This window comes from Corynebacterium jeddahense (genome assembly GCF_028609865.1).
Classification (GTDB): Bacteria; Actinomycetota; Actinomycetes; order Mycobacteriales; family Mycobacteriaceae; genus Corynebacterium; species Corynebacterium jeddahense.
The window spans coordinates 1,028,208-1,049,985 of sequence record NZ_CP063194.1 but is presented as its reverse complement, the minus strand read 5'-3'; the positions used below and the strand labels follow the sequence as shown (position 1 = coordinate 1,049,985).

Here is a 21,778-nt window from a genome sequence, read left to right as displayed (position 1 = left end):
ATCTGCTGTTGCTGCGTTAGGTGCCGGAGGGCGTCGATACGCAAGTCGATGCGCAACCGGCGCACGACGCCCACCCAGATTCCGCCCGCGCACCCGCACCGCGGGCCTGTGGGCCGCGGAAAGCGAGAAGACGCAACCTCCCCCATTCGCGTAAACCCAAACGAAAAGGCACAGTTGATGTCTACCATGACTGCCCCCACCCGAAACCCGTCCACGCAGCCGAAACGCAACGGCTTGACCCACCGTCACATCCACTTCATCGCGCTCGGCTCCGCCATCGGCACCGGCCTGTTTTACGGCTCGGCAGGAGCGATCCAGGCGGCCGGCCCGTCCGTGCTGCTTGTGTACCTGCTCGGCGGCGCGGTGGTGTACTTCATGCTCCGCGCGCTCGGCGAGATGAGCGTGCGCACTCCGATGACCGGCTCGTTTGCCGTCTACTGCCGGAAGTACCTCGGCGGGCTGGGCGGCTACATCACGGGCTGGATGTTCGCGTTCGAGATGATGATCGTGTGCCTGGCGGACCTCACCGCCATTGGCCTCTACATGAAGTTCTGGTTCCCCGACACGCCGGCGTGGGTGTGGATCGCGGTGACGCTGCTCATCATCGGGGCCGCTAACTTAGCGACGGTCCGATGGTTCGGCGAGCTCGAATTCGCGTTCACCATCATTAAGGTCACCGCGGTGGTGGCCATGATCCTCGGCGGCGCGGCGATCCTCGTGTTCAACCTCGGCTCGCAGTCGGACGTGGCCAGCGTGTCCAACCTGTGGAACGACGGCGGGTTCTTCCCCAACGGCATCGAGGGCATGATCGCGTCCTTTATCCTCGTGCTCTTCGCGTTCGGCGGCACCGAGATCATCGGCGTCGCCGGCACGGAGGCCGAGGACCCGGAGCGCTCCATCCCCAAGGCGGTGAACACCGTCCCGGCGCGCATCCTCATCTTCTACGTGCTGGCCATCTCGATCATCCTCATGCTCAACCCGTGGCGCACGATCACGGGCGAAGAATCCCCCTTCGTCCAGATCTTCAGCACCCTCGGCGTGAACTGGGCGGCGGGCCTGCTCAACTTCGTGGTCATCACCGCCGCGCTCTCCGCTATCAACGCGGACCTCTTCGGCACCGGCCGTGTGCTCACGGGCCTGGCCAAGGAGGGCCTCGCGCCGCGGCGGATGGCGCAGACGTACCGCGACGTGCCGGTGATGACGATCGCCACGCTCCTCGGCGTCCTCGTCGTCGGCGTGGTGCTCAACGCCGCGTTCCCGAACGTCTTTGAGACCATCGCCGCGCTGGCCACCTTCGCCACCGTCTTCGTGTGGCTGATGATCCTGCTCGCACAGGTGGCCATGCGCAAGCAGATGCCTATCGACGAGCAACGCGCCCTCACCTTCCCCGTCCCCCTCTGGCCGTACGGGCAGTGGTTCGCCATTGCGTTCATCCTCTGCACGTTCGGCATCATGGCCTGGCTGCCGGACTTCCGCCTCGCGCTCGGCATCGGCGTGGCGTTCCTGGCGCTGGCCACCGCGATGTACTTCGTCACCGGCCGCCCGCAGGCGATCGAGCAAGAAGAGCAGCTCGCTTAACGACGATCCCCTCAACCCCGCCCCGGACACCCCGGGGCGGCCCCATTTCAAAGCCCCTTCCTCATCCCAGAAAGCGCATTTGTCATGGCAACGACAACAGCCCCAGCCCCACAAACGGCACCTGCCCGGACCACACCTCGCGGTTTGAACCACCGCCACATCCACTTCATCGCGCTCGGCTCCGCCGTCGGCACCGGCCTGTTCTACGGCTCGGCGGGCGCAATCCAGGCCGCGGGCCCGTCGGTCCTGCTGGTCTACCTGATCGGCGGCGCGGTGATGTACTTCATCCTCCGCGCCCTCGGCGAGATGAGCGTGCGCCACCCCGTCCGCGGCTCGTTTGCCGTCTACTGCCGCGAGTACCTGGGCGGCTTCGGCGGATTCATCACCGGCTGGGCCTTCGCTTTCGAGATGATGATCGTCTGTCTCGCGGACCTCACCGCCATCACCATCTACATGAAGTTCTGGTTCCCCGGCACACCGGCGTGGGTCTGGATCACCACTACCCTGCTCATCATCGGTGCCGCCAACCTGGCGAATGTGCGCATGTTCGGCGAGCTCGAGTTCGGGCTGACCCTGATCAAGGTCGGTGCCGTGGTGGCGATGATCGTCGGCGGCGCCGCCATCCTCGCCTTCAACCTGGGCCCGAACCCGGAGCAGATGGGTGTGGCAAACCTGTGGGCTGACGGCGGCTTCTTCCCTAACGGCGTCAGCGGCATGGCGGCGTCCTTCATCCTCGTGCTTTTCGCCTTCGGCGGCACCGAGATCATCGGTGTGGCGGGTGCGGAGGCCGAGGACCCGGACCGTTCCATCCCGAAGGCCGTGAACACCGTCCCGGCGCGCATCCTCATTTTCTACGTGCTCAGCATCCTGATCATCCTGTTGATCAACCCGTGGCGCTCCATCACCGGCGAGGACTCCCCCTTCGTCCAGATCTTCGACACCCTCGGCGTCACCTGGGCCGCCGGCCTACTCAACGTGGTGGTGCTGTCGGCGTCGCTATCCGCCATCAACGCGGATCTGTTCTCCACCGGCCGCGTCCTTGCCGGCCTGTCCAAGGAAGGCCTTGCGCCGAAGGTGATGGGCCGCACCTACCGCGACGTGCCCGTCATGACCGTGGTCATGCTGCTGCTCGCCCTCGTCGTCGGCGTGTACCTGAACACCAAGTTCCCCGACATCTTCGAGACCATCGCCGCACTTGCCACCTTCGCCACCATCTTCGTCTGGCTGATGATCCTGTTCGCGCACATGGCCTCGCGCAGGCAGATGACGCGCGAGGAGCAGCAAACGTTGAAGTTCCCGGTGCCGCTGTGGCCGATTGGTCAGTGGTTCTCCATCTTCTTCATCCTCTTCGCCTTCGGCACGATGGTGTGGCTCCCGGAGTACCACGTCGCGCTCGCGGTAGGAGTCGGGTTCCTGGTGCTGATGAGCATCCTCTACTTCGTCACCGGCCGCCCGCAGGCAGTCGCGAACACCGAAGTGGAGTACGCCGCGAAGTAGCGGACATTACCCTGTCCCTATGGACGACATGCAGAGGCTGTACCAATCAGCAGCAAAACTTCAGCAGGTTGCCCCCGATGCTGTGTTGGTCGGAGGCAGCGCTGCTGTTTTTTACGCTGGACACCGCATGTCGTTCGACCACGACCACGTCATCGAAAACCTCCAGAGCCGGTACGACGCCGTGCTGGAGGCAGTTATGGGCCTCGACGGGTGGTCCACCAACCCTCGGGCGTCAAAACCACCGATGACCATTATGGGCTCTCTGGATGGGTATCAAGCCGGGTTGCGGAATCTTCGGCGGAAAACTCCACTAGAGGTGCAAGAACTGCAGCTTCCTAACGGCGATAAATTGCGCATTCCAACGATCGAGGAAGTCCTGCGCACCAAGGCCTTTCTCATTGTGCAGCGCAACCAGGTTCGCGATTTCCTCGACGTGGCCGCTTTGAGCACCCAAATGGGGATCTCATCTGCGTGTCATACACTGCTGCAAATCGATAGCTTTTATTCCGAATTCACCGGTACCAACGGTTCCGTACTCTCGGAGCTGGTGTGCATGCTCGCTGAACCCGACCCGGCGGATAGCAGAAACAAGGATGCCCTCTCCCAATACAAGGGGGCAGTCGCAGGCTGGGATTCATGGGACCGAGTGGAGGCGACCTGTAAGGAGTTGGCTGCATGTCTCACGTAATCAGCCCCCTCATGTTCCGCAACGTGTCGGCTAGCCCCGATGACCCGATTTCAACGTGGCCATACGAGGTCTACGCCGCCACCTTGCAGTACGGCAACATCTTCGACTGGCGGATCTTCGCAAACGAGATTCGACGCGATCCGTGGGGCGAAGTCGCTGACCTCATGGACTCGGTCGTCCACGAGCTTCCGAACCTGGATGCGTCCCAGCTTTTCTTCCTCATCCTCGGACAGGCGCGGGGCGACGAAGCCATATTCACCAAATCGCTTCCCGGTCGCCAGAAGGGGTACGAAGCCTGGTAGCTACTCCCCCAGCCGCACCTTGATCGCCTCCCCGTGGGCCGGCAGCTGCTCCGCGTCAGCCAGCCGCACCACGGCGGGGGCGATTTGGCGCAGTGCCTCTTCCGAGTACTCCACCACGTTCACCGGGCGCAGGAACGTGTGCGTGGACAGCCCCGCCGCGAACCGCGCCGTGCCTGAGGTGGGGAGCACGTGGTTGGATCCAGCGGCGTAATCGCCGAGAGGCACGGGCGTGTGCTTGCCGACGAACACCGCGCCCGCGTTCACCACCCCATCCGCCACGGCACGCGCGTCACGGGTGTGGATTTCAAGGTGCTCCGGGGCGTAGGCGTTGGAGATGCGGGTGGCGGACCGGAGGTCGTCGACAAGCACGATGCCCGATTGCGGGCCAGTGAGCGCGACGGCGACACGCTCGGAGTTCAGCGTGACGCGGTAGCGGGCCTCGATCTCGCGGTCGACGGCTGCGGCCAGCTCCTCGGAGTCCGTGATGAGCACGCTGGCGGCCTGCTCGTCGTGCTCGGCCTGGCTGATGAGGTCGTAGGCGAGGTAGACGGGGTCCGCGGTGTCGTCGGCAATGATCGCGATCTCACTGGGGCCGGCCTCCGCGTCGATCCCCACCACCCCGTTGACCAGGCGCTTCGCCGCCGCGACAAACACGTTACCGGGGCCTGTGACCATGTCCACCGGTTCCAACCCCTCGGACCCGAACGCCATCAACGCCACCGCCTGCGCACCGCCGACGGCCCACACCTCGTCCACGCCAAGTAGCGCGCACGCCGCGAGGATCGTCGGGTGCGGCCACCCGCCTTGCTCGGCCTGCGGCGGGGAGCACACGACCATCGACTCCACTCCGGCTTCCTGAGCGGGGATGACGTTCATGAGCACGCTCGATGGGTACACCGCCTTGCCGCCCGGCACGTAGAGGCCCACGCGGCGCACGGGGATGAAGCGCTCGGTCACAGTGGCGCCGTCGGCCACCTGGGTCACGCGCTCTTCCGGTTTCTGCGCCGCATGGACGGTGCGGATGCGCGCGGCCGCCTGCTCGAGCGCGTCGCGCACCTGCGGGTCCAACGCCTCTAGCGCCGCCGCCACTACCTCACCGGGGACGCGGATTGAGGTGGGCCGGATGCCGTCGAAAAGCATGCCATGCTCGAGTGCCGCCTCCGCGCCGCGTTCGCGCACCGCCTCCACGATCGGCGAAACTTTCGGCAGCACCGAGGTCACGTCGACGCCGGCTCGCGGAAGCACGCGGCGCAGCTGGCTTATCGACGTCTCCTTGCCCCTCAAATCCGTCACCTTCAGCACGTTGGCCCTCCTCCGCCGTCGGGAATGCATTGCTGCACCCAGGCTACGTCCCCGGCGCGCACAACACCCCGAAGTTTGGAATGCTTAGGCGCATGACTGTCACGCAGGGCAACAAAGTAGTGCTCATCGGTGCCGGCTACGTCGGTTTGGCGTACGCGTACGCACTTCTTAACCAGGGCTTGTCGGACGAGCTGGCCATCATCGACCTCGACGAAGAGAAGGTGTGGGCCCAGACGGAGGACTTAAGCCACGCCATCCCGTTCTCCGGCTACCACATGGAGGTCTGCCCCGGCACCTACGAGGACTGCCGCGACGCCGCAATGGTGGTCAACTGCGCGGGCGTGGCCCAGCGCGAGGGCGAGAGCCGCATGGACCTGGTTGCCCGCAACGTGAAGATCTTCGAGAGCATCAACCGCGAGGTCATGGCCAACGGCTTCAACGGCATCTACGTGGTGGCCACTAACCCGGTGGACGTGCTCTCCTACGTCACCTGGAAGCAGACCGGCCTGCCGTCCAACCAGGTCATCGGCTCGGGCACCGTGCTTGACACCGCGCGCTGGCGCCACAACCTGGGCAAGTACTTCGACATTTCCCCGTCCGCGGTGCACACCTACATCATTGGCGAGCACGGCGACAGCGAACTGCCGGTGCTCTCCTCTGGCTCCGTCGGCGGCGTGCCACTGCGAGCGCTGCTGGAAACCGAGGCTGAGACGAACCCCAAGATTTACGACGACATCGATGAGATGTTCGTGCGCACCCGCGACGCCGCCTACGAGATCATCAAACGCAAGGGCAACACGTCGTTCGGCGTGGGTAACGCGCTCGCCCGCATCACCCGCGCGATCCTGCGCAACGAGGACGTGGTCCTGCCCGTCTCCGCGCTTTTGGAGGGCGAGTACGCCCACCGCGACCTCTACATCGGCACGCCCACGGTGCTCAACCGCGACGGCGTGCGCAACGTGGTGGAGCTGCGCCTGGACGAGGACGAATACGCCAAGTTCGACGCGTCGGCGGAGACGCTGCACAAGGTGATCGGGCAGTTGGAGCTGGGGTAGGCGGATACGATAAGCCGCATGCTCAAGCAGATCGATGTGGTGGGAGCCGTGTTTCTCCGTGACGGCAACGTCTTCGCCGCCCGGCGCGGCCCCGGCAAAGCGATGGCTGGGATGTGGGAGTTTCCCGGCGGAAAAATCGAGCCGGGCGAGACCCCGCAGGAGGCACTTGAGCGAGAGCTGCGCGAGGAGCTGCGTATCGAAGCCCAGGTGGGCGACCATCTTGTCACCACCCGCCACCAATACGACTTCGGTGTGGTGATTTTGGCGACGTACATCTGCGAAATCGAGGTCAGGGAGCCTGAACTCACCGAGCACAGCGAGGCACGATGGGTTCCAGTGGCGCGGCTGACTGAGTTGGATTGGGCGCCGGCCGATGTGCCTGCGGTCGAACTGCTGCAAGAAAGGTTCGGGTAGTCGTGTCCAGAGAAGACGCTGCACTTCCATTCGGCGTCTACGAAACCCCGGTGACGAAACGGGTCGCCGAACGCGTCGTTGCCACCGAGGGTGCCAATCCCTTTGCACGCAGTGCGATCACCAGCGTTTCCTCCGACCACGTGGCTCGCTACACCGACGCCATCACCAGAACCATTGGTGGACACCTCGCTCAAAAGCTCATCCGGACCTCAGATCCGGCCGAGCGGGTGGAGTTGATTAACTCGCTGGCAGTGCTCATCGACCCGGACGATGCGATCGATTCAGAGGCGCTGCTTCATGCCGTTTACGAGGAGACGCTTGGCGCCGCCCCCGCTCTCTCCCCAACTCCCCCAACGGGTGCATCGCTACTGACCAACGCGAGCAGTGACCTCAGTATGGCGGCCGAGATCAAGCGCGAGATTCAGACGGCGGACAGCGTTGATTTACTATGCGCATTCATCAAAAACTCCGGCATCGCCGTCATCCGCGACCAGCTGGAGTTTCTCCGCGATCACCAGATTCCGTTGCGCGTGATCACCTCGACATACTGCGGGGCGTCGGACATCCACGCCATCAATAGGTTGGTCGATGAGTTTGGTGCCCAGGTCAAGATCGGCTTCGAATCGCGCGACACCCGGCTTCACGCCAAGGCGTGGCTCTTCCGCCGCAACTCGGGGTTTGACACCGCCTACATCGGTAGCTCAAACCTCTCGAACTCTGCACTTATCGACGGCGTCGAGTGGAACGTACGAGCCTCCCGCACCTCTACACCAGACATCCTGGACAAGTTTGAGGCCGTTTTTGAGACGTATTGGAACGACGCCCACTACGTCAACTACATTCCACGCGACGACCACTCGCGACTGGCGGACGCGCTGCGCCGAGAGAAATTCGGAGACGGCACTGGTCAGATCGAATTATCTGGACTGGAAGTCCGCCCCTTCCCCTACCAGGAGGCGATGCTCGAAGCACTTCGCGTGGAGCGCGAGGTTCACGACCGCCACCGAAACCTCCTCGTCGCCGCGACCGGCACAGGAAAAACCGTGGTGGCCGCGCTGGACTATGCGGCGGTGACGGAGTCGTCGGCAAGCAAAATGCCCCTGCTCTTCGTTGCACATCAGCGGGAGCTGCTCCGACAGGCGATGCGGACGTACCGCGAGGTGCTGCGGGACCCGAACTTCGGGGAACTGCTCGACGGTACGCATACGCCCCGCGAGGGAACACACGTTTTTGCCACGATTCAGACGCTGCACAAGCGTCTCGACGACTTCGCGCCCGACCGCTTTGAGTTCGTCGTCATCGATGAGTTTCACCACGCTGAGGCATCGACGTATAAGAAGGTGCTGGATTACCTCCGACCCAAGGAACTGCTTGGGCTCACAGCTACGCCGGAGCGCAGCGACGGGGTCAACGTGCAGCGCTTCTTCGACTACCGCGTGGCGTACGAACTGCGACTATGGGATGCACTGCAGCTAGGTCTCGTCGCCCCGATGCATTACTACGGGCTCAATGACGAGACGGACCTGCGCAGCGTGAAATGGTCGCGGACGAGTCGGGCCTACGACATCGAGGCACTCAGTGACTTCTACGCCCGACTCGGCGATTCGCGGGTGAAGCTGATTCTCAACGAGCTGCAAAAGCGCGTGTTCGACCTTGATGGCCTTAAGGCGTTGGGCTTTTGCGTGAGTATCCAACACGCGCAGTACATGGCAGACCGGTTTTCCTACTTTGGCGTACCCGCCGCAGCGATCACTTCGCGGACCGTTCCTTTCGAACGCGATGCTGCGATTCAACGTTTGCGGGCTGGCGAGCTCAAGGTGCTGTTCACTGTCGACCTGTTCAACGAGGGCGTGGACATCCCTGACCTGAACACGCTCCTGCTGCTGCGCCCGACGGAAAGCCCGATCATCTTCCTGCAGCAATTGGGCCGGGGCCTGCGCAAGATCCCGGGCAAGGTGTGTACCGTGCTGGACTTCATCGGTGAGCAGCGTGCCGAGTTCGACTTTGAGCGCCGCTACGCCGCCTTAACGGGCAAGCGCGGCAAAAAGCTAGAGAAGGAAATTGAGCGAGGCTTTCCGACGCTGCCCGGCGGTACCCACATTCAACTCGACCGAGTTACCCAGGAAAGGGTGCTGAGGAATGTGAAGCGGGTCGCAGGCAATTCGATTGTGAAGATCCGCGCACTTGTGCAGCAAGAATCCACCACCGACCTTTCTGCGTTCCTGTCGAATACCGGGCTGGCGCTCGAAGATCTCTACCGGAACAAGAAGGATGGTGGATGGACCCGTCTACTCCGGAGCCAAAGTCTGTTGCCGCAGTCTTCGGATCCCAATGAGGACTTCCTTCTGGGCCGGGTGCGATCCATGCTCCACATCAACGATCCGATGCGCGCGGAGGCTTACCTGCGAATTTTGTCCCCAGAGGGCGCTTCATACGATGCGATGCCCGAGTTAGACCAGGTGTTTACCCGGATGCTGGTGACTTCCGTTTGGGCGAACCAGCCCGGAGTCGCCGCACCGAAATCGTTCGAAGAGGCGCTGGGCATCCTTCGCAGTGCCCCAGCCTTTGTGTCCGAGCTTGAGCAGGTGATCAGATACCGGCTGGACCAGGCACGAATTGCCCCACAGCCGATCGCTGGACCGGGCGCTGGCGTGCTGTTCACGCACGCCGATTACTCCACGGCAGAGCTCACCGCGGCGCTACGAGAGGCACCTCTGCCGAAGCTGCTTCACCTTCCACGAGAAGGGGTGTACCACGCCAAAGAAGCCGGCGTCGATCTGTTCTTTGTGACGCTGGTGAAAAACGAGGACGACTTCTCGGAGACCACGAGGTACGCCGACTACCCGATCTCTCGCGACCTGTTCCAGTGGGAGTCGCAATCCACTACGACGTTGTCATCTAAGGACGGACAGCGCTACATCCACCACAGCGAAACGGGCCATTCCATTTACCTGTGCGTGCGCAACACCCGGCAGAACTCGATCGGGGTAGCAAATGCCTTTACGCTGCTTGGAGACGTCACCCACGTCAGCCACAAGGGCGAAAAGCCCATCCGCTTCGAGTGGCGTCTCACCCGCCCCATGCCCGCGCATCTGTATGAGCAGGGCCGCGCGGTGGTGTAGGCAGTGGGTTACGATTTTCAGGTCCCACAACCAACGGAGGAAACGTGACCGGCATCAAGACCCTGAGCTTCTTCAACAACAAGGGCGGTGTCGGTAAGACGACCCTTTCCACCAACGTGGCGTACAACCTGGCGCTTAAGGGGTACCGCGTGCTGTACGTGGACTGCGACCCACAGTGCAACGCCACCCAGCTGCTGCTCAACGAGATGCAGACGAAAGAGATTTACGACGGCGTGCCCGACCCAGAGGTTGCCCTCCGCCAGTCGTTGTCCAAGACGGTCTACGGCCTCTTCATCCCGCTTCGGGAGGGCGAACCGGAGATCGATGCCGACATCCCGGTGTTTAGGTCGGAGCGTTTTCAGGTGGATGTGATGGCAGGGCATCCGTCGTTAAGCCAAATTGAGGATGTGATGTCGTCTGCCTGGCAGACGGCGCTGAGCCGCGAAACCGCGTCCTTTCGGCGCGTGCATTGGGCGGGCCAGCTGATCACGGCGATGGAGGACGCAGACCGCTACGACATCATCATGTTCGACGTCGGGCCCAGCCTCGGCCCGTTCAACCGAACCGTACTGCTGGGTTGCGACGCCTTTGTCACCCCGACCGCCACCGACCTGTTCAGCTACCACGCGTTTGGCAACCTCGCCCGTTGGTTCGACATGTGGGTCACCGAATATTCCGAGATGGCGGAAGCCAACGTGGAAGCGTGGAAATCCTTCTCCTCAAGTTTTGAAAAGAAGGCCCGCAACCTGCGCATCCCCGGCCACGGCGGCGGCCAGGTGCAGTACCTCGGCTACACCACGCTCGAGTACGTGAAAAAGAAGGCGAACGGCCAAGACCAGCTCGTCGGCGCGTTCGAGCGCTTCCGAGGCAAGTTTGCCGACGAAGCCCGGCGCATCGGGCGCGCCCTGAGCCAACGCGAAGATGAGTACCTGCTCGGGCACGAGCCCCACATGTACTCGATGCCCGCCACCGCCCAGGACGTGCACGCGCCCATCGCGGAGCTCGCGTACGGCGATGGGATTAAGGGGTCCCAGGGCACGCAACGCGACAATTACGCGGGCCAAATCAAGGCGGTGTCAGATGCGGTCCACGACCGGTTGTTCGGGAGCGCTGCAGTGTAGGTTTCAGCCGGCTAACTTCGGTCCTCGAACGTTTGAGGAGGTCGAAATGAGCAGGGATTATGACTGCCACTTGCACCTTGATTTTCGCGCCCACGTCAAGGCCAAAATTGAGGCGATGCTGCCAGTTATTCGTATTGAAGAAGTGGACGACGGCGACGAAACGTACTCCGCGAGATTGCGCATAGGCGGGGCAGTCAAAGGGAATGGGTCCCTCCCTCAGAGGATCGTGTTGTCACCTGACTTGGTGGCTATCGATCGAAGCTCCCACCGCCAGGTAGCTGTTGCCTCGTGTTTGCCGCGCATTGATTGCGACGGAAACGCTCCGAGCGGCTTCCTGAATCTCCTCGAAGGCTCGGATCCGAGTATTCGCTCATGGGTAGTGACGGAGGAACCTTCCGTTGCCCGCCTCGCGCTGCTTGCGTACGAGAACCCCAACATCCAGATACTTCACCTCTGCCTCCCCCATTTGAAACGGGAACTTGCGAAACGAGACTCTGATGTGGCGGAGCTGCTCTCGACGCTGGAGGGTGAGGGAAGGATACATTCCTTAAATATGCAGCTTAGAGGGCAAATATAAAGAGTATAAAGAATATAAAGACCCGGAGTTGTCTATCGGATTTGGGCCGTGCGGATGCGGATCGGCAGGACGCTGGGAATTTCTCCGAATCGGGAACTCGCCTCCCCAGAAAGTGCGATAATCCCGCTATGAGAAAACCTGTTGTTTCACTGGTAGTCGCATTGTCAATCGCTGTCAGCCCGGCGGTCGCACCGAGCACAGCCGTCGCTGCCCCCGCCGCCCCAACCACCACTGAGTCTAAGGCTGGGCCCATTATTGGAGGAATAGTCGGCACCCTTGCAGTTCTCGCCGCAGGCGCAGGCGCAGCATGCTGGGCGATGCAGCAAGGCATCATCCCCAACCCAGCCCCCCAATTGATTCCGTGCCACCCCGCTCCGGCACCAGCACCCGCCCCCGCGCCCGAACTTGCCCCGGCCCCTGCCCCGGCCCCTGCTCCAGCGCCGGCTCCTGCCCCGGCCCCCAAACCGGCTCCCGCCCCGCAGCCAGCCCCCGCGCCCACTCCGGCGAAATCCTACCCGAACTGCCGTGCGGTTTGGAATGACCTCGGTCGCCCGATTCGCCGTGGCGAGCCGGGTTACGGTTCCCACCTCGACCGGGATGGAGACGGTGTAGGCTGCGAAAAGCGCCCGAAGTAGGCCCAATTATCCCTTCGAATTGGGCACCGTAGGCCGTCGAGAAGCGATATACTCGCCCCTAATTCGCTCGTTTGTTCGATCTCTTCCAAGTCGTGTCGGAGGGTGTTGATAGATTGCTTTTCAACACCCCGTTAATCGGATGGAAGGGAGGGTGCCGTGAGCGAGATCGCCCAGGTCGTGGACCAAATCGTTGAGGGTTTCACAAAGCTGCGTTCGCTTTTCGACGACCCCTCGGCCCTCCCCTTCTCATCGATCGCCGGTGATGTTGCTCGCCTTGAACGGGCTATGGACAAAAAGGCGTATATCGACGCGTCGTTCGCGCAAGCGTGTGTGCTCGCGGACGCGGGCCGACTCGTCGGTGCAAACTACCCGGACGCGTACCTGATGGAAAAACTCGGGCTTTCTAAAGGTGAGGCGTACAACCGTCTCGCTCGCGCGAAGGCGATGTTCACCCCGCCCCCACCGCCCGAGCCGGACGTCGAGGAGTTTTTGGACCTCTTCGGAAGCGACTCGTCCGACACCACCGACGAGGACCGCGCCGCCGCCGAGGACGCCGCTCGCCGCGCCGCCGAAGAGGAAGCGGAGCAGCGCCGCCGCGACCAGGAGGACGCACGCAAGCGTGCCGACGACATCCCGGCCGCCAAACAGGACATCATCCGTCGCGAACTGGACAAGCTGCTGAAGGCGGCCGAAGGCGAGCGCATGCGCATCTACTCCCGCGCGATGGAGGAGGCGAAGTACCGCGGGGAGAAAGATTTGCGCGCGTACGTCAAGCGGCTTGTCGATGCCGCCAACAAGCCCCACGCCAAAAAGGACCCCAACGCCGGATTTGAAAAGCGCGACGTCTCGCAAGGCAAGGAGAACGCCGACGGCACATACGACGTGCGGCTGACTTTGACTCCCGGCGACTACGCCCTGTTCAAGGCGCACACCGATAAGGGTCTCGTCCCGAACTCCAACATCCCACCCGAGCATCAAAGCGACCGGGATACGCGCAGCAAAGGCCAGCGCCGCTACGACCAGTTCGCATCCATCCTGCGCCAGTACGAGCACACCGAGCAGTCGCGTAACGGTGGTGCCGCATCAGTCGTGGTCGCAATCACCTTGGATGATCTCGCGCAGGCTGATGCCAGCACCTTGTTCCACACCAACGTCGGAGTCGACCTCAACCCCTTCGACCTGGTGCGCCTAGGTATGGACGGCACGAGCGATTTCCTGCTCACCGTCGACGGGCTTACCGGGGTGCCGCTGCACCTGGGCCGGTCGAAGCGCCTCGCGTCGGTGGGTCAGCGCATCGCGATGTTCGCCATCCAGGGCGTGTGTTCCTGGGCCGGATGCACCACCGCGATGAGCGAGTGCGAAGCCCACCACATCATCTCCTGGCTGCGCTACGGCACCACCGACATCACCAACCTCACCGGTCTGTGTCCCACGCACCACAGGTGTAACAACGACCACCGCGACGGGTCCTTTAACAAGGGTTACATGGACTATGACCCGGATACTGGCACCGCCACCTTGGTCAAAGCCGACGGCACCCGTCACATCAACACCACAGACCCCGCCATGCACTCCGCCGTCAACCGTCTCAGGGCGAAGCGTGCCCAAAACGCGGCGCCGCCACAGATGCACCCCGCCAGGCCCACCAGTCCGCCACCACACCGCCCACCCACCAGGCCCAACCACCGCACCCCCATGCGGCCCTAACCCTTCAGCCATACCTCACTGACCGGGGCGTACTCCCCCACCTCCGACGCGAACGTCTCGTCGTGGCAGGTCAGCACCACCGCTTGACCGCGCGACACACCGGATGCGATGATCGCGTGCGCCCGATCGCGGGCAGGTGCGTCGAGGCCGACGTCGGGCTCATCGAGAAGCACGAGCGGCCTGCCCTGCCCGAAGACCTGAGCAAGCTGGGCAAGCCGCAACCCAGCCGCCGGCAGGTCGAACGGGTGCATCTCCGGGTCGAGGCCCAGCGCCTCCACAGCCTCCGGTTCCGCAACGAAGTCCCCCACCGTGGATTCGGCGACCTGGTCTGCGGCGCGCTGCAGCGCCAACGAAACCGCGACGCCGCGGGAGCTCTCGAGTCCGGCGTTGCCGTCCAGACCCGCCATCGCACGCAGCAGGGTCGTCTTCCCGGCACCGTTCGCGCCACGCAGCCACAGCACACCGCCCGGCCGCGGCTCCAGGCGGACCGGTCCCGCCGTGAACTCCGGTTCGGTGCGTGCCCGGAACTGCCACCACCTGCGCGTGCGTCCCCCGCGGGTAGCACATACCTCCCCCAGCTGAAGCGGCGGGCCCAAAGGCGGCCCATCCAGCGCTAGGCGCGGTGGCAAGCTTGGGGCGTGCGGCTCCGGAAGACCGTCCACGAGCACCCCACCGCGGATCGTGAGAAAGGCCGAATCGAGCTCGCGCGGCCGGTTGCCCAACAGCACCACTCGCGAGGGCAGCCCCGCCAGGAGGCTTACCACCTGGGTGGCGGAGTGGGGGTCGAGGCCGGCGAGGGGGTCGTCGAGAAGCAGGATGCGCGGCTCGAGCACTGCGACGCAGGCGATGGCCAGGCGCCGCGTCTGCCCGCCCGAGAGTCGCGCGGGGTGGCGCTCCGCAAGATCGGACAAGCCGGCCGCCGCCAACACGCGGGCGCAGCGTTGCTCCATCTCCGGCCGCGGGACACCACGCTGCTCCAGGCCTATGGCGACCTCCTCCACAACCGTCTCGCGCAAGTACGTGATGTGCGCGACGGGGTCCTGCTGCACCACCGCGGCGCCCGGCCAGTCGGCGTGCACCTGCCGGGCGATGGTCGTCAGCCCGGCACCGGAATCGGCCACCACCTGCACCATCCGGTGCCGCTCGAGGGCCCCGGAAAGCACGCTCAGATCCATACCGCCACCCCCAGGCACAACAATGGGAATCCCCAACGAACCGCCCTCTGCCAGGGGGAATCAGGAACAGGCCGCAGCACGGTGCGGGGGCCTTCGAGGTCGTAGCCCGCGGTCTCGAGCGCCTGGCCGCGGGCCGCACCGGTGGTGAGCAGCTCCGTGAGCACCGGCATGATCAGGTGCGGCGCGATCGTTTTCACCGTCACCGCGCGCCCCAGCAGCGCGTTCGCGTCGCGCACCACCCGCACCCGCTGGCCGCCCTGCGGGAATAGCTGCAGCGTGGAACCCGCGAGGTAGGACATGCGGTTGCCGCCCGGCACCGCCTGCAGAGCCTTGGCAAGGTCGGCGACCGTGAAGAAGGTGCCCGCCGCCAGCAGGGACGAGATCAGCGCCACGAAGCGCAGCGTGAGCATGCCGGCGACCGCGAGGCCGTCGGCAGTCAGCAGCGGCGCGATGCGAGCGGCACCGTACGGGGCGTGGATGAGCAGCATCGACAGCGCCACGGGCAGGGCGAGCGCCCCCACCGCGGCCACGAGCGAGGCGTTTCGCACCCTCGCCGTACCCGCCGCAAGCGCCAGGGCGATAACCGCCGCCGAGACCCACGGCCGGTTGATCCCCATGACAAGGATCCAGCCGGAGAACCCGACGGCGAGCGCTGTGAACGGATGCACCTACTTGTTGGCAGCCACCGAGGCGCCATCAGCACCCGGGCCCGCCGCGGGGGCGAACGCGTCCACCGTGCGCCGCGGCAGCGCCTTGACCACCGCGTACGCGATCAGCATCACGATGACCTTGTCCAACGGGTCCGAGATGAACGCCTGGAAGGTCACCGCCTGCAGCAGGGAGTTGCCCATCTCGCGGAACAGCGACACCAGCGCACCAGTGCCCACGCCCGCCGTGCCGCCGTAGACGAATGCGGCCACCGGCGCCGCCACCGCGCCGCCCAAGAGCCCCAAGATGATGCCGTACAGCACGACCAGGCCGATGTTCTTGAAGGCCTTGAAGCGGTGGATGAACTCGCCGGAGAGGTACCCGATCAGCGCAGCACCAGCCGCGAACGGCAACGCCGCCGGGTTGAGCAGGCCCCACACCACGTTGTTCAGCGCGCCCGTGGTCATGCCGGCGACCGGGCCCGCCAGCGCCGCCACCAGCACGGTGCCGATCGAGTCCAAGTACAGGGGGATGCCGATCGAGCCGACGATCTCGCCCACCACAGAGTTGATGATCATCGCGATCGGTATCAACCCCAGCGTGCGCGCCGGCAGCACCGGCACCGTGGCCACCAGAAGCAGGATCGTGCCCAGGCCGTAGCCGACCAGCGTTATCACGCCCGAGGTGGATCCCGTGACGTTCTCCCAGTCGGTCGGGCGCGCCAGCACGAGGTAGAGCCAGGTCAGGGCGATGATGGCGGCGCCGGCGGCCACGAGGGCGCGGCGTGCCGGGGTCCACTGCGCGACGGTACGGCCCGCACCGGGGCGGGCGTCGAGGCCGCCCTGGGGTGGGTTCGGGGTGTGTGACATGTTTTGCTCCAAGCGTTTTCAAGGGGAAGACAACCGCGCCCGCGCGCCTATGTCACCTCGGCCCGGGGCTAACGGTTGGGCATTCTAGCAGCTAGTCCTCCGCGCGCCGGTGCCGCAGCTGGGTGAGCTCAGCGTCGCCCGCGGCCACCTTCGCGTGCACCTCGCAGGCCCAGTCGAACCAGCCCCACGCCGCCTCCACGTCCGCCTCGGTGACCAGGCGCGCGTTGGGTTCACGCCCCCATATCCCGCGCAGGTCCGCCACCGAGGTGCCCCGCATCAGCGGCGAGTCCGCCTCCACGTCCACCGTGGTCACGCGCCCCGAGTGCTCCACAAACCCGAGCCCAATGAGCACCGCGAGCAGGTCATGGATTTGCGCGCGGTAGCCCTCCCCCACCTCCTCGTGGAACTCGAAGTAGAAGCGCGTGATTTCGGGCAATTGCTTAGCGACGCCCAAGGGCCCCAACGCCCCGACACATCGCTCCAGCCGCTCCGGCGTGAGCAGCATCCGCTCCGTCACTCCCAGGGAACACAGCGTGATCGGCACCGGTGTCGTGGCGAACACCTCGGCGGCGGCGTGCGGGTCCACCCAGAAATTCCACTCGGCGCTCGGCGTCGTGTTCCCGGGGTAGTTCACCGCCCCACCCATCACGGTGATGTGCTTCAACTCCGCGTAGTGCTCCGGGTGCGCCTCGGCGAAGGCTGCGAGGTTGGTCATCGGCCCCGTGACCACCAAGTACAGGTCGTCGGTGCCGCGTTCGATGGCGTCACACCACAGCGTGTCCCAGTCGCGCGCCACCTCCCGCTCGGGAGCGGTGGCGTAGCCGAGGCCGGTTTCGCCGTGCGTTTCCGGTGTGGTGGTCAGCTCGCACACCAGCGGCTCGGGGCAGCCTGCGGCCACAGGCACGATCGGTAGGCCGCACAGGGACAGCACCCACGCGGCGTTGCGTGCGCATTGTTCGGCGTGGGTGTTGCCGGAGGTCGTCGTCAAGCAATCGAGCTCGAGCAGGCCCGCATGGGCCGCGGCGGTGAGCCAGATGATGGCGTAGGTGTCGTCGATGCCGGGGTCGCAGTCCAGGATGACTCTCACTGTTTGGTTTCCTTTCCGGCGACGAGCCAGACGATGAGGGCGGCGGCGCACAGGCCCCCGCAGACGCCGAACGCAGCCCGGAAGCCCGCGGCCTCGGCGACGGCGCCGAGGACGATCGGCGCGAGGATCTGGCCGGCGTCCTGCGTCATTTGGAACGTGGAGAGCACCTTACCGCCCGAGCGGTCGTTGCCGATGATGTCCGCGAGGCTCGCCTGCACCGCCGGACTCATCAACCCGCCGCCGACGCCCGCACACGCGGAGAGCGCGATGAGCGGCCAGAAGCTCGTGGCGGTGCCGAGCAGCCCCGTGAACACGCCCGCGGCGGCGAGGCCAGCGGCGATGAGCGGGCGGCGCCCGATCCGGTCGGCGAGGCGGCCGGAAAACTGCAGCGTGACGGCCATGCCGAACGCGAACGCGGTGAGCGCGAGCCCAGCCGCCGCCCCGCCGCGCTCGAAGACGGACGCCGCGAACAGCGGCAGCACCGCCACCCGCGCGCCCATGTTGACGAAGCCGTTGGTGAACGCCGCGGCGAGCAGGCCCTTGTATGTGGGCACACTCCACGCCTGGCGCAGGGGCATCGGTGGCTTTCGCGTGGGCACAGGGTGCGCGCCGGGCTTCGGGTGCGTCAGCCTCGCGACGGCCAGCGCCGCCAGCGCCACCACCGCGCCGTAGATGGCGAACGGGGCGCGGAACCCGAGAAACGACAGCGCCGCGCCGACGATGGGTCCGACGACGTTGCCCACCAGGAAGGCCGAGGCGTACAGCGCGTTCGCGCGGCCGCGGATGCTCGGGTGCGTCACCCGCACGATGAGCGCCTGCGCGGAGAGCGTGAACATCGTCGAGCCGAAGCCCGCGAGGAAGCGCAGCGCGAGGATTTGCCAGTAAGCCTGGGCGAACGCGACGACGAACGTCGAGGCCGCCACGACACTCAGGCCGGTGAGGTAGATCGGACGGGACCCAAGCTTATCGACGAGCACGCCAGCGCCCGGCGCGCCCAACAACCGCGCGAGCGCGAACACGGAGACCACGGCGCCCGCGGCGGCCATGGAGACGCCGAAACTGCCCGCGAACTGCGGCAGCACCGGGGCGATGAGCCCGTAGCCCAGGGCGATGAGGAACGCGGCGCCGACGAGCACCCAGATCGTGCGGGGGATCGTGGGGGTTGGTTCCGGTGCTGTGCGTTGTTGTGCTGCGTTTTCCATCGGGGGCCAGGGTACACAGTGGCTTTTCCTCTCCATTTATCGAACGTCCGTTCGTTCGGCGCGTAGGTGGTGTCGGGCGCCGTTCGTAGTGTGTGCGCCATGAAGTTCACTCCGAAGCACACCAAGTCCATGTTCCGCTCCGATTCGTTCGCCGATGCCGTCGCCCCCGACTCTTTTGCCGACATCTCCCCCGCCTCCCTTGCCGCCGAGATCCGCGCCGCGCACCCGGAAACGATCGACACCGTTCACGCCGTCATACACCACCCGCGCTCACTGTCTCGCCCGACGGCGGCGTGGCGACCACCCGTGATCACCCTGCCCCGGATGGGCAACGGCCCCCAGCTCTCCCTCGCCGTGACGCGCCGGCGCGTCGGCCCACGCGCCCGCGCGCGCATCCAGGGGTTCGGCGAGACCCAGGTGCCCGCCTACCTCATCGAGCTGCGCGTCGCGGACACCGCCGGGGTGCCCGTGGACACTGCACTCTCCGAAGCCTGGGTGCGCGCCCTCGTCCCCGAAGACGGAGCGCACGCCGTCCACGAGCTCCCCGCCGCCCGCGCCGTGACGTACGTCTGGCTCGTGGACGGGGCGTTCTCCCCCATCGCCTCGCCGTCCTCGATGTTCGAAGGGCTCAGCGCGGCGTAGTGCCCGCGCCTCCACAGCCCGCCGCGGGCCGGTTCCGCGCCGCCTCAGCCCGCCTCGGGCCGGTTCCGCGCCGCCACACAGCTAAATCCAGCTACCTAGATCCAGCTTTTCGCCGAAAAATCGCGATTAGCTGGGTCTTTGTAGCTGGATTCTCTCATTTTCGGGCCTCGGTGCTCTCCGGGCCCCGGAAGACGAGCCAGTTGATGGGGTGCTCTCGGGGCATTAACTCGGCGCGCCGGCGCTGGGCCACCTCGAGCCTCCTCCGGGCCAAATCCAGCTACTAAGTTCTAGCTTTTCGCCGATAAAGGGGATGCGGTCTTTTTGTTGGAGTGCGTTTTGGGGGACTTTGTCTCGTTGTTATGCACTCAGTGCCTTGCGGTGCTCGGCGATGGTGGTGTAGCCCTCGCCGAGTGTCGACTTCAATCGTGTGTTGATGTAGAAGTCGATGTAGGAATCAATATAGTCGCGCATCTGCGCCACGGTCATGGTTTTCACCTCGGGTCGGCCGTGGAGTATTTCTTGCTTCATCGTCCCGAAAAACCCTTCCACCCGGGCGTTGTCACCACTGTTGCCTTTGCGTGAAAGCGACGGGATGTAGCGCCACCGGCTGGGGCAGAACAGTTCCTGCTGGCACACAGAACATGCCAGGTTGTCGTGGGCGTGGTGGGTGATCATGCTCACCCAGCGTGGACTGCGGTAGAGCCCACCCCGATCGGAGTGGATGATTGGTGTTACCCCTTCGGGTTTGCACTCGTCGATGCGTGCGATCATCTCGGCAACAAGGTCGTGATCTGGCGAGGTCGACATCGTCACCGCGATGGGCATCCCGTCGTAGAAGTCGATCGCTGCTGAAAGAAACAACTTCCCGTCCGCGCAGTGAATTTCGGTCACATCCGTGCCGATTTTCTCCCACGGCGCATCCGCGTGGAAGTCGTGGGTGAGCCCCTGTGCCGCGGCGTGCTCGGTGAAGTACTGCGACAACGCCACCTGAGGCATCCCGCCACCATCAACACCACCCTCGGCATCACCCTCGGCGCCATTACCGTTGCTGTTGCTGTTGCGTGTAGGGGTGATAAGCAGCAAGTTTTGTGGTGTGTGGTCGGTTTCCCCGGTGTATGAGGAGTACTTCGTCGATTGCTTCGCCGGTGGGCGGCACCCAAGCTCTGCCATCAAGTTGCGCACGATCTTTTCCGACACCGTATGACCCATCGCCTGTAACCAGGCGTGGATGCGCCGGTAGCCGTAACTTCGCCGGGATTGCTCGACCGCCTGCAAGATCAGCACCTTCAGCTCGTCGCGGCGGCGTGCACGGTCCTGCACCGTGACCGCGTGCTTGCCGCGATGATAGTAAAACGTCGACGTGGCAATCCCGATCAACGCGCACGCCCGGGCAATGGAAAAACCGTGGACCTCCGTGAGGGCACCAACAACAGCGGCCTTCGCCGCAGTCGTCAACACACCATCACGGACGTCGTCTTTTCCCGGCGTGTCACCGCCACCCATGAGCACTTCGATGATGGCGTCTTTGACCGCATCACGCTCACGCTGCTGCACCAGCAGCTGCTTGAGCGCTGCAACATCATCAGGCAGCGCATCAATATCTTTCACCGGCCCCGGCCCAGGAAGCCACGAATCCACTGGACGAGGCGGGCGGGGCTGATCACGGTTGGTATCGATACGTTGCTGCTCTGTGGCGCGTTTTGCTTTGCGGTCTTTACTCACACGCTTCATTGTCGCCTCATAGACCGCATCAAAGCCCAACGACGCCACATGGTCTTGCTCATCCTTATCGGGGAAATACCGCCGCACCCACACAATCGGCACTGTTTCACTGACCCCGAACTCCGCAGCGATCTCAAGCAACGGCATCGACGAGGTCAACCTGCGCGCCACCACACCAGCGATCGTGTCAGCACTGTGACCACCACGGCGCCCATCCAAACTACAACCCCGCCTGGTGGCAGCAACCCACTTCGAAATCGTGTGCTCCGACGGGCGGCGGCCACACTGACCCAACGCCCAATCACACACCTCCCGGGCAGGCATACCACCTAAAAACCTCTCAACCGCACCCTTGCGGACATCAACTGGAAACCCTGCGGGCATCGGAATACCTTCCCGCCCCCAACACTCCAAACTTTTGTCCGCGGTCCCAAA

General features: G+C 64.6%; 19 protein-coding genes. 12 read left to right on the top strand and 7 right to left on the bottom strand.

Going from position 1 to position 21,778, the window contains the following annotated elements; genetic code table 11:
• Positions 1–177: 177 nt before the first annotated feature.
• From CJEDD_RS05210 to CJEDD_RS05195, 4 genes are all read left to right on the top strand, one after another.
• Complete coding sequence (locus CJEDD_RS05210) at positions 178–1,578, top strand: amino acid permease (RefSeq protein ID WP_042408341.1); 1,401 nt, start codon at positions 178–180, stop codon at positions 1,576–1,578.
• 84 nt (positions 1,579–1,662) lie between these two features.
• The gene (locus CJEDD_RS05205) at positions 1,663–3,075 is read left to right on the top strand and encodes an amino acid permease (protein WP_042408345.1); all 1,413 of its coding nucleotides are present in this window, start codon (positions 1,663–1,665) and stop codon (positions 3,073–3,075) included.
• Between the two features lie 19 nt (positions 3,076–3,094).
• Positions 3,095–3,763, top strand: a complete 669-nt coding sequence (locus tag CJEDD_RS05200) for a hypothetical protein (RefSeq protein WP_042408349.1) — start codon at positions 3,095–3,097, stop codon at positions 3,761–3,763.
• Positions 3,751–4,065 carry a hypothetical protein gene (locus CJEDD_RS05195; RefSeq protein WP_157034502.1) on the top strand — a complete coding sequence of 105 codons (315 nt, stop codon included), beginning with the start codon at positions 3,751–3,753 and terminating at the stop codon, positions 4,063–4,065. The genes CJEDD_RS05200 and CJEDD_RS05195 overlap by 13 nt, the downstream gene beginning before the upstream one ends.
• On the opposite strand, the gene hisD is transcribed toward CJEDD_RS05195, so the two are convergent.
• A complete protein-coding gene (gene hisD / locus CJEDD_RS05190; RefSeq protein WP_042408351.1) occupies positions 4,066–5,367 on the bottom strand; it encodes a histidinol dehydrogenase in 1,302 nt (433 codons plus the stop codon). It lies immediately after the preceding gene.
• A 92-nt stretch (positions 5,368–5,459) separates the two neighbouring features.
• Between hisD and CJEDD_RS05185 the strand changes: the two genes are divergently transcribed.
• From CJEDD_RS05185 to CJEDD_RS05155, 7 genes are all read left to right on the top strand, one after another.
• A complete protein-coding gene (locus tag CJEDD_RS05185; RefSeq protein ID WP_042408354.1) occupies positions 5,460–6,422 on the top strand; it encodes an L-lactate dehydrogenase in 963 nt (320 codons plus the stop codon).
• Between the two features lie 18 nt (positions 6,423–6,440).
• A complete protein-coding gene (locus tag CJEDD_RS05180) occupies positions 6,441–6,836 on the top strand; it encodes a (deoxy)nucleoside triphosphate pyrophosphohydrolase (protein WP_042408357.1) in 396 nt (131 codons plus the stop codon).
• A gap of 2 nt (positions 6,837–6,838) precedes the next feature.
• Positions 6,839–9,958, top strand: coding sequence for a DUF3427 domain-containing protein (locus tag CJEDD_RS05175; protein WP_042408360.1), 3,120 nt, complete (start codon positions 6,839–6,841; stop codon positions 9,956–9,958).
• Positions 9,959–10,011: 53 nt separating this feature from the next.
• A complete protein-coding gene (locus CJEDD_RS05170) occupies positions 10,012–11,079 on the top strand; it encodes a ParA family protein (protein WP_042408367.1) in 1,068 nt (355 codons plus the stop codon).
• Positions 11,080–11,125: 46 nt separating this feature from the next.
• Positions 11,126–11,656 (top strand): hypothetical protein, encoded by a 531-nt coding sequence (locus tag CJEDD_RS05165; protein ID WP_042408363.1) that lies wholly within the window; start codon positions 11,126–11,128, stop codon positions 11,654–11,656.
• A 128-nt stretch (positions 11,657–11,784) separates the two neighbouring features.
• Positions 11,785–12,291 (top strand): excalibur calcium-binding domain-containing protein, encoded by a 507-nt coding sequence (locus CJEDD_RS05160; RefSeq protein WP_273657651.1) that lies wholly within the window; start codon positions 11,785–11,787, stop codon positions 12,289–12,291.
• Positions 12,292–12,447: 156 nt separating this feature from the next.
• Positions 12,448–13,998: an HNH endonuclease signature motif containing protein gene (locus CJEDD_RS05155; RefSeq protein WP_052333888.1), complete on the top strand. Its 1,551-nt coding sequence runs from the start codon at positions 12,448–12,450 to the stop codon at positions 13,996–13,998.
• Here CJEDD_RS05155 and CJEDD_RS05150 read toward each other — a convergent pair.
• The 5 genes from CJEDD_RS05150 to CJEDD_RS05130 form a co-directional block, all read right to left on the bottom strand.
• The gene (locus CJEDD_RS05150; RefSeq protein ID WP_273657650.1) at positions 13,995–15,173 is read right to left on the bottom strand and encodes an ATP-binding cassette domain-containing protein; all 1,179 of its coding nucleotides are present in this window, start codon (positions 15,171–15,173) and stop codon (positions 13,995–13,997) included. The genes CJEDD_RS05155 and CJEDD_RS05150 overlap by 4 nt on opposite strands.
• Positions 15,164–15,841, bottom strand: coding sequence for an energy-coupling factor transporter transmembrane component T family protein (locus tag CJEDD_RS05145; protein WP_042405669.1), 678 nt, complete (start codon positions 15,839–15,841; stop codon positions 15,164–15,166). The genes CJEDD_RS05150 and CJEDD_RS05145 overlap by 10 nt, the downstream gene beginning before the upstream one ends.
• Positions 15,842–16,690: an ECF transporter S component gene (locus tag CJEDD_RS05140; RefSeq protein ID WP_232297668.1), complete on the bottom strand. Its 849-nt coding sequence runs from the start codon at positions 16,688–16,690 to the stop codon at positions 15,842–15,844.
• Positions 16,691–16,781: 91 nt separating this feature from the next.
• Positions 16,782–17,777 carry a nucleoside hydrolase gene (locus CJEDD_RS05135; protein ID WP_042405666.1) on the bottom strand — a complete coding sequence of 332 codons (996 nt, stop codon included), beginning with the start codon at positions 17,775–17,777 and terminating at the stop codon, positions 16,782–16,784.
• Positions 17,774–18,979, bottom strand: a complete 1,206-nt coding sequence (locus tag CJEDD_RS05130; protein ID WP_042405664.1) for an MFS transporter — start codon at positions 18,977–18,979, stop codon at positions 17,774–17,776. The genes CJEDD_RS05135 and CJEDD_RS05130 overlap by 4 nt, the downstream gene beginning before the upstream one ends.
• 99 nt (positions 18,980–19,078) lie before the next feature.
• Here CJEDD_RS05130 and CJEDD_RS05125 point away from each other — a divergent pair, with 99 nt between their 5' ends.
• On the top strand, positions 19,079–19,621 hold the full coding sequence (locus CJEDD_RS05125; RefSeq protein WP_232297667.1) for a hypothetical protein: 543 nt from the start codon (positions 19,079–19,081) through the stop codon (positions 19,619–19,621).
• Between the two features lie 357 nt (positions 19,622–19,978).
• On the opposite strand, the gene CJEDD_RS05120 is transcribed toward CJEDD_RS05125, so the two are convergent.
• The gene (locus tag CJEDD_RS05120; RefSeq protein WP_198132963.1) at positions 19,979–21,490 is read right to left on the bottom strand and encodes an IS3 family transposase; all 1,512 of its coding nucleotides are present in this window, start codon (positions 21,488–21,490) and stop codon (positions 19,979–19,981) included.
• Between the last annotated feature and the right edge of the window lie 288 nt (positions 21,491–21,778).

Bases quoted from the DNA above. Each gene is read 5' to 3' on its own strand.
- CJEDD_RS05160 (WP_273657651.1), top strand. From the start codon at position 11,785: ATGAGAAAACCTGTTGTTTCACTGGTAGTCGCATTGTCAATCGCTGTC.
- CJEDD_RS05185 (WP_042408354.1), top strand. From the start codon at position 5,460: ATGACTGTCACGCAGGGCAACAAAGTAGTGCTCATCGGTGCCGGCTAC.
- CJEDD_RS05120 (WP_198132963.1), bottom strand. From the start codon at position 21,490: ATGCCGTTGCTTGAGATCGCTGCGGAGTTCGGGGTCAGTGAAACAGTG.
- CJEDD_RS05195 (WP_157034502.1), top strand. From the start codon at position 3,751: ATGTCTCACGTAATCAGCCCCCTCATGTTCCGCAACGTGTCGGCTAGC.
- CJEDD_RS05180 (WP_042408357.1), top strand. From the start codon at position 6,441: ATGCTCAAGCAGATCGATGTGGTGGGAGCCGTGTTTCTCCGTGACGGC.
- CJEDD_RS05150 (WP_273657650.1), bottom strand. From the start codon at position 15,173: ATGGATCTGAGCGTGCTTTCCGGGGCCCTCGAGCGGCACCGGATGGTG.
- CJEDD_RS05130 (WP_042405664.1), bottom strand. From the start codon at position 18,979: ATGGAAAACGCAGCACAACAACGCACAGCACCGGAACCAACCCCCACG.
- CJEDD_RS05165 (WP_042408363.1), top strand. From the start codon at position 11,126: ATGAGCAGGGATTATGACTGCCACTTGCACCTTGATTTTCGCGCCCAC.
- CJEDD_RS05205 (WP_042408345.1), top strand. From the start codon at position 1,663: ATGGCAACGACAACAGCCCCAGCCCCACAAACGGCACCTGCCCGGACC.
- CJEDD_RS05125 (WP_232297667.1), top strand. From the start codon at position 19,079: ATGAAGTTCACTCCGAAGCACACCAAGTCCATGTTCCGCTCCGATTCG.
- CJEDD_RS05140 (WP_232297668.1), bottom strand. From the start codon at position 16,690: ATGTCACACACCCCGAACCCACCCCAGGGCGGCCTCGACGCCCGCCCC.
- CJEDD_RS05210 (WP_042408341.1), top strand. From the start codon at position 178: ATGTCTACCATGACTGCCCCCACCCGAAACCCGTCCACGCAGCCGAAA.
- CJEDD_RS05200 (WP_042408349.1), top strand. From the start codon at position 3,095: ATGGACGACATGCAGAGGCTGTACCAATCAGCAGCAAAACTTCAGCAG.